At 57.2% G+C, this 13874-nt stretch carries 11 protein-coding genes; all 11 read left to right on the top strand.

Annotation, left to right across the window (positions count from 1 at the left end):
- Position 1: 1 nt before the first annotated feature.
- The 11 genes from ftsI to ftsA are packed head-to-tail and all read left to right on the top strand — an operon-like array spanning position 2 to position 13841.
- The gene (ftsI, locus tag D5066_RS11810) at positions 2 to 1768 is read left to right on the top strand and encodes a peptidoglycan DD-transpeptidase PBP3 (RefSeq protein WP_080328694.1); all 1767 of its coding nucleotides are present in this window, start codon (positions 2 to 4) and stop codon (positions 1766 to 1768) included.
- Entirely contained in the window at positions 1755 to 3242 is a 1488-nt protein-coding gene (murE, locus tag D5066_RS11805; RefSeq protein WP_119916042.1) for a UDP-N-acetylmuramoyl-L-alanyl-D-glutamate--2,6-diaminopimelate ligase, read from the top strand. The genes ftsI and murE overlap by 14 nt, the downstream gene beginning before the upstream one ends.
- Positions 3239 to 4597, top strand: coding sequence for a UDP-N-acetylmuramoyl-tripeptide--D-alanyl-D-alanine ligase (murF, locus tag D5066_RS11800; RefSeq protein ID WP_119916041.1), 1359 nt, complete (start codon positions 3239 to 3241; stop codon positions 4595 to 4597). Before murE ends, murF begins: the two co-directional genes overlap by 4 nt.
- Positions 4591 to 5673 (top strand): phospho-N-acetylmuramoyl-pentapeptide-transferase, encoded by a 1083-nt coding sequence (mraY, locus tag D5066_RS11795; RefSeq protein ID WP_008501985.1) that lies wholly within the window; start codon positions 4591 to 4593, stop codon positions 5671 to 5673. Before murF ends, mraY begins: the two co-directional genes overlap by 7 nt.
- A gap of 2 nt (positions 5674 to 5675) precedes the next feature.
- Complete coding sequence (murD, locus tag D5066_RS11790) at positions 5676 to 6992, top strand: UDP-N-acetylmuramoyl-L-alanine--D-glutamate ligase (protein WP_119916040.1); 1317 nt, start codon at positions 5676 to 5678, stop codon at positions 6990 to 6992.
- Complete coding sequence (gene ftsW, locus D5066_RS11785; protein ID WP_119916039.1) at positions 6992 to 8236, top strand: cell division protein FtsW; 1245 nt, start codon at positions 6992 to 6994, stop codon at positions 8234 to 8236. The genes murD and ftsW overlap by 1 nt, the downstream gene beginning before the upstream one ends.
- Positions 8233 to 9297, top strand: a complete 1065-nt coding sequence (murG, locus tag D5066_RS11780; protein ID WP_119916038.1) for an undecaprenyldiphospho-muramoylpentapeptide beta-N-acetylglucosaminyltransferase — start codon at positions 8233 to 8235, stop codon at positions 9295 to 9297. The genes ftsW and murG overlap by 4 nt, the downstream gene beginning before the upstream one ends.
- Positions 9298 to 9355: 58 nt before the next feature.
- Positions 9356 to 10831, top strand: coding sequence for a UDP-N-acetylmuramate--L-alanine ligase (gene murC, locus D5066_RS11775; protein ID WP_119916037.1), 1476 nt, complete (start codon positions 9356 to 9358; stop codon positions 10829 to 10831).
- A complete protein-coding gene (locus D5066_RS11770; protein ID WP_119916036.1) occupies positions 10824 to 11744 on the top strand; it encodes a D-alanine--D-alanine ligase in 921 nt (306 codons plus the stop codon). Before murC ends, D5066_RS11770 begins: the two co-directional genes overlap by 8 nt.
- Before the next feature lies 1 nt (position 11745).
- Positions 11746 to 12588 (top strand): cell division protein FtsQ, encoded by an 843-nt coding sequence (gene ftsQ / locus D5066_RS11765; protein WP_116342512.1) that lies wholly within the window; start codon positions 11746 to 11748, stop codon positions 12586 to 12588.
- The gene (ftsA, locus tag D5066_RS11760; protein ID WP_006173845.1) at positions 12585 to 13841 is read left to right on the top strand and encodes a cell division protein FtsA; all 1257 of its coding nucleotides are present in this window, start codon (positions 12585 to 12587) and stop codon (positions 13839 to 13841) included. The genes ftsQ and ftsA overlap by 4 nt, the downstream gene beginning before the upstream one ends.
- Positions 13842 to 13874 lie beyond the last annotated feature (33 nt).

Below are 13874 nucleotides of genomic sequence, written 5' to 3'. Positions count from 1 at the left end.
CATGAAAGCAGCGGCAAAAACGCTCAAACCAAAACGTCAGGAAGAACAGGCCAACTTTATCAGTTGGCGTTTTGCGTTGCTTTGCGGCTGCATTTTACTGGCGCTGGGTTTTCTGCTGGGACGCGTGGCGTGGTTGCAAATCATCGCCCCTGACATGCTGGTACGCCAGGGGGATATGCGCTCCCTTCGCGTTCAGGAAGTGTCGACTTCTCGCGGAATGATCACTGACCGTTCCGGTCGCCCGCTGGCGGTGAGCGTGCCGGTAAAAGCGATCTGGGCCGACCCGAAAGAACTGCACGATGCCGGTGGCATTACGCTTGATAACCGCTGGAAAGCGCTGTCTGATGCACTGAAAATGCCGCTCGATCAGCTAGCCTCCCGCGTCAACGCCAACCCGAAAGGGCGTTTTATCTATCTGGCGCGTCAGGTTAACCCTGACATGGCGGACTACATCCGTAAACTGAAGCTGCCGGGCATACATCTGCGTGAGGAATCCCGTCGGTATTATCCTTCAGGCGAAGTAACCGCTCACCTCATCGGTTTCACCAACGTCGACAGCCAGGGGATTGAGGGCGTTGAAAAAAGCTTCGATAAGTGGCTCACCGGCCAGCCTGGCGAGCGTATCGTACGTAAAGACCGCTACGGACGCGTCATTGAGGATATCTCTTCCACTGACAGCCAGGCAGCGCACAACCTGGCGCTGAGTATCGACGAGCGCCTGCAGGCGCTGGTCTACCGCGAGCTGAACAACGCCGTGGCCTTCAACAAGGCCGAGTCTGGCAGCGCCGTATTGGTAGACGTCAGCACCGGCGAAGTGCTGGCGATGGCCAACAGCCCGTCCTACAACCCGAATAATTTTACCGGCACCGCAAAAGATGCGATGCGTAACCGGGCGATCACCGACGTGTTCGAACCCGGCTCCACGGTGAAACCGATGGTGGTGATGACAGCGCTTCAGCGCGGTATCGTCAATGAAAACACGGTTCTTAATACCATCCCTTACCGTATCAACGGCCACGAAATTAAAGACGTGGCGCGCTACAGCGAATTGACCCTGACCGGGGTGTTACAGAAGTCGAGTAACGTCGGTGTTTCAAAGCTGGCGTTAGCGATGCCGTCCTCAGCGTTAGTAGAGACTTACTCACGTTTTGGGCTAGGAAAGGCGACCAATTTGGGGTTGGTCGGAGAACGCAGTGGCTTATATCCTCAAAAACAACGGTGGTCTGACATAGAGAGGGCCACCTTCTCTTTCGGCTACGGGCTAATGGTAACTCCGTTACAGTTAGCGCGAGTCTACGCAACGATTGGCAGCTATGGCGTTTATCGCCCGCTGTCGATTACCAAAGTTGATCCACCGGTTCCGGGCGAGCGTATCTTCCCGGAATCTATCGTTCGTACCGTTGTGCACATGATGGAAAGCGTGGCGCTGCCGGGCGGCGGCGGCGTGAAGGCGGCCATCAAAGGCTACCGCATCGCCATTAAAACCGGTACGGCGAAAAAAGTGGGGCCAGACGGCCGCTACATCAACAAATACATTGCCTATACCGCAGGCGTTGCGCCTGCAAGCAATCCGCGTTTTGCGCTGGTGGTCGTGATTAACGACCCACAAGCGGGTAAATACTACGGCGGCGCCGTCTCCGCGCCTGTGTTCGGGGCCATCATGGGCGGCGTACTGCGCACCATGAACATCGAACCGGATGCGCTGGCGACGGGCGAAAAAAGTGAATTTGTAATTAATCAAGGCGAGGGTACAGGTGGCAGATCGTAATTTGCGCGACCTTCTCGCTCCGTGGGTGCCTATGCTACCTGCGCGAGCACTACGAGAGATGGTACTGGACAGCCGCGTGGCTGCTTCTGGCGATCTTTTTGTGGCGGTGGTCGGTCATCAGGCGGACGGGCGTCGTTATATCCCGCAGGCGATTGCGCAAGGTGTTGCTGCCATTATTGCTGAGGCCAAAGACGAGGCAACCGACGGTGAGGTCCGTGAAATGCACGGTGTGCCGGTTATCTATCTCAGCCAGCTGAATGAGCGTCTCTCTGCGCTGGCAGGACGTTTTTATCATGAACCTTCTGACCAGCTGCGGCTGGTTGGCGTGACGGGCACAAACGGAAAAACGACCACGACCCAGCTGATGGCGCAGTGGGCGCAGCTGTTGGGCGAAACCGGTGCGGTGATGGGCACCGTGGGTAACGGCCTGCTGGGCAAAGTGAGCCCGACGGAAAACACCACAGGCTCCGCGGTTGACGTACAGCACGTGCTTGCCGGTCTGGCAGGGCAGGGGGCAACCTTTGCCGCGATGGAAGTTTCCTCGCACGGCCTGGTACAGCACCGTGTGGCAGCGCTGAAATTTGCGGCTTCCGTGTTTACCAACCTGAGCCGCGATCATCTTGATTATCATGGTGATATGGAACAGTACGAAGCCGCGAAATGGCTGCTGTTCTCCACTCACCATTACGGACAAGCCATCATCAACGCCGACGACGAAGTGGGCCGCCGCTGGCTGGCGAAGCTGCCGGACGCGGTAGCGGTGTCGATGGAAGACCATATCAATCCGAACTGCCACGGCCGCTGGCTGAAGGCGATTGCGGTGAATTATCACGATAGCGGGGCGACAATTCGCTTTACCTCTTCGTGGGGTGAAGGCGAAATCGAAAGCCGTCTGATGGGCGCTTTTAACGTCAGCAACCTGCTGCTGGCGCTGGCGACGCTGCTGGCGCTGGGGTACCCGATGGACGAACTGCTGAAAATGTCAGTGCGTCTGCAGCCGGTTTGTGGCCGTATGGAAGTGTTTAGCGCGCCGGGCAAACCGACCGTGGTGGTCGATTACGCCCACACGCCGGATGCGCTGGAAAAAGCGCTGGAAGCGGCGCGTCTGCACTGCACCGGTAAGCTCTGGTGCGTGTTTGGCTGCGGCGGCGATCGCGATAAAGGCAAACGCCCGCTGATGGGGGCTATTGCCGAGCAGTTCGCAGATATTCCGGTAGTCACCGATGACAACCCGCGTACGGAAGAGCCGCGCGCCATCATCAACGACATTCTGGCGGGCATGCTGGACGCGGGCCGCGCTCGCGTGGTGGAAGGCCGCGCGGAAGCCGTGACGAACACCATCATGCAGGCAAAAGAAAACGACGTGGTTCTGCTGGCCGGTAAGGGTCATGAAGATTATCAGATTGTTGGCAACCGTCGTCTGGATTACTCCGACCGCGTAACGGCAGCGCGTCTGCTGGGAGTCGTCGCATGATTAGCATCACCTTAAGCCAGGCCGCTGCCGTGCTGCACGGTGAACTGCTGGGTCAGGATCTGACCATTGACGCCGTCACGACCGATACGCGCAAAGTGACCGCGGGCTGTCTGTTTGTGGCGCTGAAAGGCGAGCGTTTTGATGCGCATGATTTTGCCGGACAGGCCAAAGAGAATGGCGCGGGCGCGCTGCTGGTCAGCCGCAGGCTCGACATCGATCTGCCGCAGATTGTGGTGAAAGATACGCGTCTTGCGTTCGGTGAACTGGCCGCCTGGGTGCGTCAGCAGGTATCTGCTCGCGTCGTCGCGCTGACCGGGTCATCAGGCAAAACGTCAGTAAAAGAGATGACGGCAGCCATTCTCAGCCAGTGTGGTAACACGCTTTATACCGCGGGCAACCTCAATAATGACATCGGCGTGCCGATGACATTACTTCGCCTGACCAAAGAGCATGACTATGCGGTGATTGAGTTAGGGGCAAACCACCAGGGCGAAATCGCCTGGACTGTAAGCCTGACTCGCCCGGAAGCGGCGCTGGTGAATAACCTCGCGGCTGCGCATCTGGAAGGCTTTGGCTCACTGGAAGGCGTGGCGAAAGCCAAAGGTGAGATTTACACCGGCCTGCCGGATGACGGTATTGCCATTCTGAACGCCGACAACAACGACTGGCTGAACTGGCAGAGCATCATTGGTTCGCGTAAAACCTGGCGTTTCTCGCCGAACGCAGCCAACAGTGATTTTACCGCGACCAATATCCATGTGACGTCGCATGGCACGGAATTCACGCTGACAACCCCAACGGGTGGCGTTGAGGTGCTGCTGCCGCTGCCGGGTCGCCATAACATTGCCAACGCGCTTGCGGCTGCGGCGTTGTCCATGGCGGTAGGTGCATCGCATGATGCGATCAAAGCAGGTCTGGCGAACCTGAAAGCCGTGCCGGGGCGTCTGTTCCCGATACAGCTTTCGGAGAACAAGCTGCTGCTGGATGACTCCTACAACGCCAACGTCGGCTCAATGACGGCAGCGGTGCAGGTGTTATCTGAAATGCCGGGCTACCGCATCATGGTGGTTGGCGATATGGCAGAGCTGGGCGACGAAAGCGAAGCCTGCCATACCCAGGTGGGAGAAGCGGCGAAAGCGGTGGGGCTGGACTGCGTGCTGAGCGCAGGAAAACTGAGCCAGGCGATTAGCCAGGCCAGCGGCGTTGGCGAACATTTCGCTGACAAAACCGCGTTGATAGAGCGCCTTAAAGCGTTGATTACAGAAAAACAAATTGTGACAGTGTTAGTGAAAGGTTCACGTAGTGCCGCCATGGAAGAGGTTGTGCACGCATTACAGGAGAACGGGACATGTTAGTTTGGCTGGCCGAACATTTGGTCAAATATTATTCAGGCTTTAACGTCTTTTCCTATCTGACGTTTCGCGCCATCGTCAGCCTGCTGACTGCGCTGTTCATCTCATTGTGGATGGGCCCACGCATGATTGCCCGTCTGCAAAAACTCTCTTTCGGTCAGGTTGTGCGTAACGACGGTCCGGAGTCGCACTTCAGCAAGCGCGGTACGCCGACCATGGGCGGGATCATGATCCTGACCGCGATCGTCGTTTCCGTACTGCTGTGGGCCTATCCGTCTAACCCGTACGTCTGGTGCGTTCTGACCGTACTGGTGGGCTACGGCATCATCGGGTTTGTGGATGATTACCGCAAAGTCGTTCGCAAAGATACCAAGGGCCTGATTGCCCGCTGGAAGTATTTCTGGATGTCGGTGATCGCGCTGGGCGTCGCCTTCGCGCTGTATCTGGCAGGAAAAGACACGCCCGCCACCGAACTGGTGGTGCCGTTCTTTAAAGACGTGATGCCTCAGCTGGGGCTGTTCTACATCCTGCTGGCCTACTTTGTGATTGTCGGCACCGGGAACGCCGTTAACCTTACCGATGGTCTGGATGGTCTGGCGATTATGCCTACCGTCTTCGTGGCGGCCGGCTTTGCGCTGGTGGCGTGGGCGACCGGTAACATGAACTTTGCGAACTACCTGCACATTCCTTATCTGCGTCATGCGGGTGAGCTGGTTATCGTCTGTACGGCGATTGTCGGCGCGGGGCTGGGCTTCCTGTGGTTCAACACCTATCCTGCGCAGGTCTTTATGGGCGACGTCGGTTCTCTGGCGCTGGGCGGCGCGCTCGGCATTATCGCCGTGCTGCTGCGTCAGGAATTCCTGCTGGTGATCATGGGCGGCGTGTTTGTGGTTGAAACCCTGTCGGTGATTTTGCAGGTTGGTTCCTTCAAGCTGCGCGGTCAGCGCATCTTCCGTATGGCGCCGATCCACCACCACTATGAACTGAAAGGCTGGCCGGAGCCGCGCGTGATCGTGCGCTTCTGGATTATTTCGCTGATGCTGGTGCTGATTGGCCTGGCAACGCTGAAGGTACGTTAATCATGGCAGATTACCAGGGCAAAAAAGTCGTTATCATCGGGTTAGGCCTCACTGGCCTCTCCTGCGTGGACTTTTTCCTTGCGCGTGGCGTGACGCCGCGCGTGATGGATACGCGTGTCTCTCCGCCGGGTCTGGACAAGCTGCCAGAACAGGTTGAACGCCACCTTGGTGGTCTGAATGATGACTGGCTGCTGGCAGCCGATCTGATTGTTGCCAGCCCCGGTATGGCGCTGGCGCACCCTTCGCTGAGCGCCGCTGCGGATGCGGGCGTTGAAATTGTTGGCGATATCGAGCTGTTCTGCCGCGAAGCGCAGGCACCCGTTATCGCGATTACCGGTTCCAACGGCAAAAGTACCGTCACCACTCTGGTGGGTGAAATGGCGAAAGCAGCGGGGAAAAATGTCGGCGTTGGCGGCAACATTGGTTTACCAGCGCTGATGCTGCTGGACAAAGGCTGCGAGCTATACGTGCTGGAACTCTCCAGCTTCCAGCTTGAAACCACCTCCAGCCTGCATGCCGCCGCTGCAACGATCCTCAACGTGACGGAAGATCATATGGACCGGTATCCATTTGGTCTGCAGCAGTATCGCGCGGCCAAGCTGCGCGTTTACGAAAATGCCAAAGTCTGCGTGGTTAACGCCGACGACGCGCTGACTATGCCGGTGCGCGGCGCGGACGAGCGCTGCATCAGCTTTGGTATCACCATGGGGGATTACCACCTGAACCGTCAGCTGGGCGAAACCTGGCTGCGCGTGAAAGGCGAGAAAGTGCTGAACGTGAAGGAGATGAAGCTTTCCGGCCAGCACAATTACACCAATGCCCTGGCGGCGCTGGCGCTGGCGGATGCCGTAGGGCTGCCGCGCTCCTCCAGCCTGAAAGCGTTGACCACGTTTACTGGCCTGGCGCACCGCTTCCAGCTGGCGCTGGAGCATAACGGCGTGCGCTGGATTAACGACTCCAAAGCAACCAACGTGGGAAGCACGGAGGCCGCGCTGAACGGCCTGCACGTTGACGGTACCCTGCATCTTCTGTTGGGCGGTGACGGTAAATCCGCTGATTTCTCCTCCCTGAAGCAATACCTCACCGGCGATAACATCCGCCTGTACTGCTTTGGCCGTGACGGCAGCGAGCTGGCTGAGCTACGCCCGGAAATTGCCGAGCAAACTGAAACGATGGAGCAGGCGATGCGCCTGATCGCCCCGCGCGTGCAGCCTGGCGACATGGTTCTGCTCTCTCCGGCCTGCGCCAGCCTCGATCAGTTTAAGAATTTTGAACAGCGTGGCGATGTCTTTACCCGCCTTGCGAAGGAGTTAGGCTGATGCGTTTATCTCTCCCTCGCCTGAAAATGCCGCGCCTGCCAGGATTTGGGATCCTGATGTGGCTGTTTGCGGCACTGAAAGGCTGGGTGATGGCTTCACGGGATAAAGATTCCGATAGCCTGATTATGTACGACCGCACCCTGTTCTGGCTGACGCTGGGGCTGGCGGCGATCGGCTTTATCATGGTGACCTCGGCTTCCATGCCTGTTGGACAGCGTCTGGCGAACGATCCCTTCCTGTTCGCCAAGCGTGACGGGTTGTACATCATTCTGGCGTTTTGCCTGGCAATGGTGACGCTTCGTCTGCCGATGGCGTTCTGGCAGCGGCACAGCACCGCGATGCTGATCGCCTCCATTATCATGCTGCTGATCGTGCTGGTTGTCGGGAGCTCCGTTAACGGGGCATCGCGCTGGATCGCCTTCGGGCCGCTGCGTATTCAGCCAGCGGAATTTACCAAGCTTTCGTTGTTCTGCTATCTGGCGAACTACCTGGTCCGTAAGGTTGATGAAGTGCGTAACAACCTTCGCGGCTTCTTAAAACCGATGGGCGTGATTCTGGTGCTCGCGATCCTGCTGCTGGCGCAACCTGACCTCGGTACCGTTGTCGTACTGTTTGTTACCACGCTGGCGATGCTGTTCCTGGCAGGGGCCAAGCTGTGGCAGTTCATCGCCATTATCGGGATGGGGATTTCAGCGGTAGTGCTGCTGATCCTCGCCGAGCCTTACCGTATCCGACGCGTGACCTCATTCTGGAACCCGTGGGAAGATCCCTTCGGCAGCGGTTATCAGCTGACGCAGTCGCTGATGGCCTTTGGTCGCGGTGAGGTCTGGGGGCAAGGTCTGGGCAACTCGGTACAGAAACTGGAGTATTTACCGGAAGCACACACCGACTTCATCTTCTCCATTATTGGGGAAGAACTGGGTTATATCGGTGTGGTATTAGCGCTTTTAATGGTATTCTTCGTCGCTTTCCGCGCCATGTCGATTGGCCGAAAAGCGCTGGAGATCGATCACCGCTTCTCGGGCTTCTTAGCCTGCTCAATTGGTATCTGGTTTAGCTTCCAGGCGCTGGTTAACGTCGGGGCCGCAGCAGGTATGCTGCCGACCAAAGGTCTGACGTTGCCGCTGATCAGCTATGGTGGTTCGAGCCTGTTGATCATGTCGACGGCCATTATGTTTTTGTTACGTATAGATTATGAGACGCGTCTGGAGAAAGCCCAGGCGTTTACACGAGGTTCACGATGAATCAACCGAAGCGGTTAATGGTGATGGCAGGCGGTACCGGCGGACACGTGTTCCCGGGGCTGGCGGTTGCGCACCATTTAATGGAGCAGGGCTGGCAAGTACGCTGGCTGGGAACCGCAGACCGCATGGAGGCCGACCTGGTGCCGAAGCACGGTATCGAGATCGACTTTATTCGTATTTCCGGCCTGCGCGGCAAGGGCCTCAAGGCCATGCTGATGGCGCCGGTGCGTATTTTTAACGCCTGGCGTCAGGCGCGCACCATCATGAAGCGCTTTAAGCCCGATGTGGTGCTGGGCATGGGCGGCTATGTTTCTGGCCCCGGCGGGCTGGCCGCGTGGTCATTAGGCATTCCCGTTGTGCTGCATGAGCAGAACGGTATCGCCGGTCTGACCAACAAGTGGCTGGCGAAAATCGCCACCAAAGTGATGCAGGCGTTTCCCGGCGCGTTTCCGAAAGCGGACGTGGTGGGTAACCCGGTGCGTATGGACGTGCTGGCGCTGCCGCTACCGGACGCTCGCCTGACGGGCCGTGAAGGGCCGGTTCGTATACTGGTCGTCGGCGGCTCTCAGGGGGCGCGTGTCTTAAACCAGACTATGCCGCAGGTTGCCGCAAAGCTGGGCGATACCGTGACCATCTGGCATCAAAGCGGAAAAGGCGCGCAGCAGACCGTTGAACAGGCTTATGCCGGGGCAGGGCAGCCGCAGCATAAAGTCACAGAGTTTATCGACGATATGGCGGCAGCGTACGCCTGGGCCGATGTCGTGGTCTGTCGCTCCGGTGCATTAACGGTGAGTGAAATTGCCGCCGCGGGTTTACCGGCTCTGTTTGTGCCGTTCCAGCACAAAGATCGTCAGCAGTACTGGAATGCGCTGCCGCTTGAAAAAGCCGGTGCCGCGAAAATATTCGAGCAGCCACAATTTACCGCCGATGCGGTCGCCACCACCCTGGCGGGCTGGAACCGGGAAACATTAATGGAGATGGCGCAACGTGCACGTGCGGCGGCCATTCCTGATGCAACGGAGCGGGTGGCAAAAGAAGTGAGCCTGGCAGCCCAGGCTTAACCCTCGCAGCGCGTGTTGCGCTGCACGATTTTTTTAAGTAGTCGATGGCGTTTAGAGAATGAATACACAACAACTGGCAAAACTGCGTTCAATCGTGCCCGAGATGCGTCGCGTCCGGCACATTCACTTTGTTGGCATCGGTGGTGCTGGCATGGGCGGTATTGCCGAAGTGTTAGCTAACGAAGGCTATCAGATCAGCGGGTCTGACCTGGCGCCAAACCCTGTCACGCAGCAGCTGGCGTCGCTTGGGGCGACTATCTATTTCAACCATCGCCCGGAAAACGTGCGCGATGCGAGCGTGGTGGTGGTCTCAAGCGCCATCTCCTCTGACAACCCGGAAATCGTTGCCGCGCACGAAGCGCGCATTCCGGTGATCCGCCGTGCAGAAATGCTGGCGGAACTGATGCGTTTCCGCCACGGCATCGCGATTGCCGGGACCCACGGTAAAACCACGACCACGGCGATGGTTTCCAGTATTTATGCGGAAGCGGGTCTCGACCCGACGTTCGTCAACGGCGGTCTGGTTAAAGCCGCAGGCGTACATGCGCGTCTGGGCCACAGCCGTTATCTGATTGCGGAAGCGGATGAGAGCGATGCGTCGTTCCTGCACCTGCAGCCGATGGTAGCGATTGTCACCAATATCGAAGCTGACCATATGGATACCTACCAGGGTGACTTCGAGAACTTAAAGCAGACCTTTATCAACTTCCTGCACAACCTGCCGTTCTATGGACGTGCGGTGATGTGCGTGGACGACCCGGTGATCCGCGAGCTGCTGCCGCGCGTCGGGCGTCAAATTACCACTTACGGCTTCAGCGACGATGCTGACGTCCGCGTGGAAGAGTACAAGCAGATTGGTGCGCAGGGGCATTTCACCCTGGCGCGTCAGGACAAAGAGCTGCTGCACGTCACGCTGAATGCGCCAGGGCGCCATAACGCGCTCAATGCCGCAGCGGCAGTGGCCGTTGCGACGGAAGAAGGCATTGATGATGAGGCTATTCTGCGCGCGCTGGAAAGCTTCCAGGGCACGGGCCGTCGCTTCGATTTCCTCGGCGAGTTCCCGCTGGACGCGGTGAACGGTAAGCCAGGCACCGCCATGCTGGTGGACGACTATGGTCACCATCCGACCGAAGTGGATGCGACTATCAAAGCCGCACGCGCGGGCTGGCCGGAGAAAAATCTGGTGATGATCTTCCAGCCGCACCGCTTCACGCGTACCCGCGATCTGTATGACGATTTTGCCAGCGTGCTGTCGCAGGTCGATACCCTGCTGATGCTGGATGTTTACGCCGCAGGCGAAACGCCGATCCCGGGCGCGGACAGCCGTTCCCTTTGTCGTACCATCCGCGGGCGCGGTAAAGTGGACCCAATTCTGGTTTCTGACCCGGCTCAGGTGGCGGAAATTCTGGCACCGGTCCTGACAGGTAACGATCTGATCCTGATTCAGGGGGCGGGAAATATCGGCAAAATCGCCCGTACCTTAGCTGAAATCAAACTGAAGCCGCAAAACCAGGAGGATGAGCATCATGGCTGATAAGATTGCTGTCCTGTCTGGCGGCACCTCCGCTGAGCGCGAGGTTTCTCTGAATTCCGGCGCAGCCGTACTGGCGGGCTTGCGTGAAGGCGGCGTAGACGCGCACCTGGTCGATCCAAAAGAGATCGACGTAACGCAATTAAAAGCGATGGGCTTCGATAAAGTCTTTATCGCGTTACATGGTCGTGGTGGTGAAGACGGAACGCTGCAGGGACTTCTGGATTTAATCGGCCTGCCGTACACCGGCAGCGGCGTGATGGCCTCCGCCATTTCTATGGATAAACTGCGCAGTAAGTTACTCTGGCAGGGAGCGGGTTTACCCGTTGCGCCGTGGGTGGCACTGACGCGCTGCGAATTTGAATTGGGCCTGTCGGACAGCGTTAATGCACGCATTGCGGCACTGGGCTTACCGGTTATTGTTAAGCCGAGCCGGGAAGGGTCGAGCGTGGGGATGTCAAAGGTCGATAAAGCTGTCGATTTAGCGTCCGCTTTAGCGCTGGCTTTTCAACATGATGAAGAAGTTTTGATTGAAAAATGGCTCAGCGGCCCGGAATTTACCGTCGCAATGCTGGGTGAAGAAATTTTACCGTCGATTCGCATCCAACCTGCTGGCGTCTTCTATGATTATGAGGCGAAGTATCTCTCTGACGAGACGCAATATTTCTGTCCATCTGGTCTTGAAGCCGAGCGTGAAGCCGAATTACAGTCTCTGGTGCTTAAAGCCTGGAATGTACTGGGGTGCAGCGGCTGGGGGCGCATTGATGTGATGCAGGATCAAGACGGGCAATTTTATCTGCTGGAAGCAAACACGTCTCCAGGCATGACCAGCCACAGCCTTGTGCCGATGGCCGCGCGTCAGGCGGGAATGAGCTTCTCGCAGTTAGTCGTACGTATTCTGGACCAGGCGGGCTGATATGTCTCAGGCTGCATTGAACACGCGCAACCGCGATGACGAAGAAGAATACACGTCTTCACGCCGGAGTAATGGAACGCGTCTTGCAGGGATAATTTTCCTGCTCGGGGTGCTGTGCACCGTGTTTATCAGCGGCTGGATGGTGCTGGGCTGGATGGAAGATGCGCAGCGCCTGCCGCTGTCAAAGCTGGTGGTGACCGGCGAGCGTCACTACACGCGTAACGATGATATTCGCCAGTCTATTCTGGCGCTGGGATCGCCTGGCACCTTTATGACGCAGGACGTCAATATTATCCAGAGCCAGATTGAACGGCTGCCATGGATAAAACAGGCGAGTGTCAGAAAGCAATGGCCTGATGAATTGAAGATTCATCTGGTTGAATATGTGCCCATTGCGCGTTGGAATGATCAGCACATGGTTGACGTAGACGGAAATTCCTTCAGCGTCCCGAGCGATCGTGTCAACAAGCAAAATTTACCGATGTTGTATGGCCCTGAAGGTAGCGAAAACGAAGTATTGCAGGGTTTTCGTGAAATGGGGCAGGTGCTGGCGAAGGACAGGTTTACGTTAAAAGATGCTGCGATGACGGCGCGCCGCTCCTGGCAGTTGACGTTGACGAACGGCATAAAGCTAAACCTGGGACGCGGCGACACAATGAAACGTCTGGCGCGTTTTGTAGAACTTTACCCGGTTTTACAACAGCAGGCGCAGACGGACGGCAAACGGATAAGCTACGTTGATTTGCGCTATGACTCAGGCGCAGCAGTCGGTTGGGAGCCGGCTCCGGTCGAGGAACCTAATCAGCAACAGAATCAGGCACAGGTACAGGCAGAACAACAATGATCAAGGCGACGGACAGAAAACTGGTAGTTGGACTGGAGATTGGCACCGCGAAGGTTGCCGCTTTAGTAGGGGAAGTTCTGCCCGACGGTATGGTCAATATCATTGGCGTGGGCAGTTGCCCGTCCCGTGGTATGGATAAAGGTGGGGTAAACGACCTTGAGTCGGTGGTGAAATGCGTACAGCGCGCCATCGATCAGGCTGAATTAATGGCAGATTGCCAGATTTCTTCTGTCTATCTGGCCCTTTCTGGCAAGCACATTAGCTGCCAGAACGAAATCGGTATGGTGCCGATTTCCGAAGAAGAAGTGACGCAGGAAGACGTTGAGAATGTTGTGCATACGGCGAAGTCCGTGCGCGTGCGCGATGAACATCGCGTGCTGCACGTGATCCCGCAGGAATATGCGATCGACTACCAGGAAGGGATCAAGAACCCGGTTGGTCTGTCTGGCGTGCGTATGCAGGCAAAAGTGCACCTGATCACATGTCACAACGATATGGCGAAGAACATTGTAAAAGCCGTTGAACGTTGTGGCCTGAAAGTTGACCAACTTATTTTCGCCGGTCTGGCGGCAAGTTATTCCGTGCTGACCGAAGACGAACGTGAACTGGGTGTCTGTGTGGTCGATATCGGTGGTGGTACAATGGACATGGCCGTGTATACCGGCGGTGCGCTGCGCCACACCAAAGTGATCCCGTATGCAGGGAACGTTGTGACCAGCGATATTGCTTACGCTTTTGGTACGCCACCGAGCGATGCAGAAGCGATTAAAGTGCGCCACGGCTGTGCGCTGGGTTCCATTGTTGGCAAAGATGAGAGCGTTGAAGTGCCAAGCGTGGGCGGCCGTCCGCCGCGTAGCCTGCAGCGCCAGACGTTGGCAGAGGTGATTGAGCCGCGCTATACCGAGCTGCTCAACCTGGTCAACGAAGAAATTTTACAGCTTCAGGAACAGCTTCGTCAGCAGGGTGTTAAGCATCATCTTGCGGCGGGGATTGTATTAACCGGCGGTGCAGCGCAAATTGAAGGTCTTGCGGCCTGTGCTCAGCGCGTGTTCCATACGCAGGTGCGTATTGGTGCGCCGCTGAATATTACCGGTTTAACGGATTATGCTCAGGAGCCGTACTATTCAACGGCTGTGGGCCTGCTCCACTACGGGAAGGAATCTCATCTCAGTGGTGAAGCAGAAGTGGAAAAACGCGTCTCAGTGGGGTCGTGGGTCAAACGACTGAACAACTGGTTGCGAAAAGAGTTTTAATTTTTTTAAGAGACCGGAGAGAATTAGCGGTCT

The organism is Enterobacter chuandaensis (genome assembly GCF_003594915.1).
Lineage (GTDB): Bacteria > Pseudomonadota > Gammaproteobacteria > Enterobacterales > Enterobacteriaceae > Enterobacter > Enterobacter chuandaensis.
Note: the sequence above shows the minus strand (reverse complement) of the source record. Positions and strands in the feature narration are given on the sequence as shown.

What these genes read in the sequence shown, in the direction of transcription:
- ftsA (WP_006173845.1), top strand. Translation starts at nt 12,585, where the DNA reads ATGATCAAGGCGACGGACAGAAAACTGGTAGTTGGACTGGAGATTGGC.
- D5066_RS11770 (WP_119916036.1), top strand. Translation starts at nt 10,824, where the DNA reads ATGGCTGATAAGATTGCTGTCCTGTCTGGCGGCACCTCCGCTGAGCGC.
- murD (WP_119916040.1), top strand. Translation starts at nt 5,676, where the DNA reads ATGGCAGATTACCAGGGCAAAAAAGTCGTTATCATCGGGTTAGGCCTC.
- ftsI (WP_080328694.1), top strand. Translation starts at nt 2, where the DNA reads ATGAAAGCAGCGGCAAAAACGCTCAAACCAAAACGTCAGGAAGAACAG.
- mraY (WP_008501985.1), top strand. Translation starts at nt 4,591, where the DNA reads ATGTTAGTTTGGCTGGCCGAACATTTGGTCAAATATTATTCAGGCTTT.
- murC (WP_119916037.1), top strand. Translation starts at nt 9,356, where the DNA reads ATGAATACACAACAACTGGCAAAACTGCGTTCAATCGTGCCCGAGATG.
- murG (WP_119916038.1), top strand. Translation starts at nt 8,233, where the DNA reads ATGAATCAACCGAAGCGGTTAATGGTGATGGCAGGCGGTACCGGCGGA.
- ftsQ (WP_116342512.1), top strand. Translation starts at nt 11,746, where the DNA reads ATGTCTCAGGCTGCATTGAACACGCGCAACCGCGATGACGAAGAAGAA.
- ftsW (WP_119916039.1), top strand. Translation starts at nt 6,992, where the DNA reads ATGCGTTTATCTCTCCCTCGCCTGAAAATGCCGCGCCTGCCAGGATTT.
- murF (WP_119916041.1), top strand. Translation starts at nt 3,239, where the DNA reads ATGATTAGCATCACCTTAAGCCAGGCCGCTGCCGTGCTGCACGGTGAA.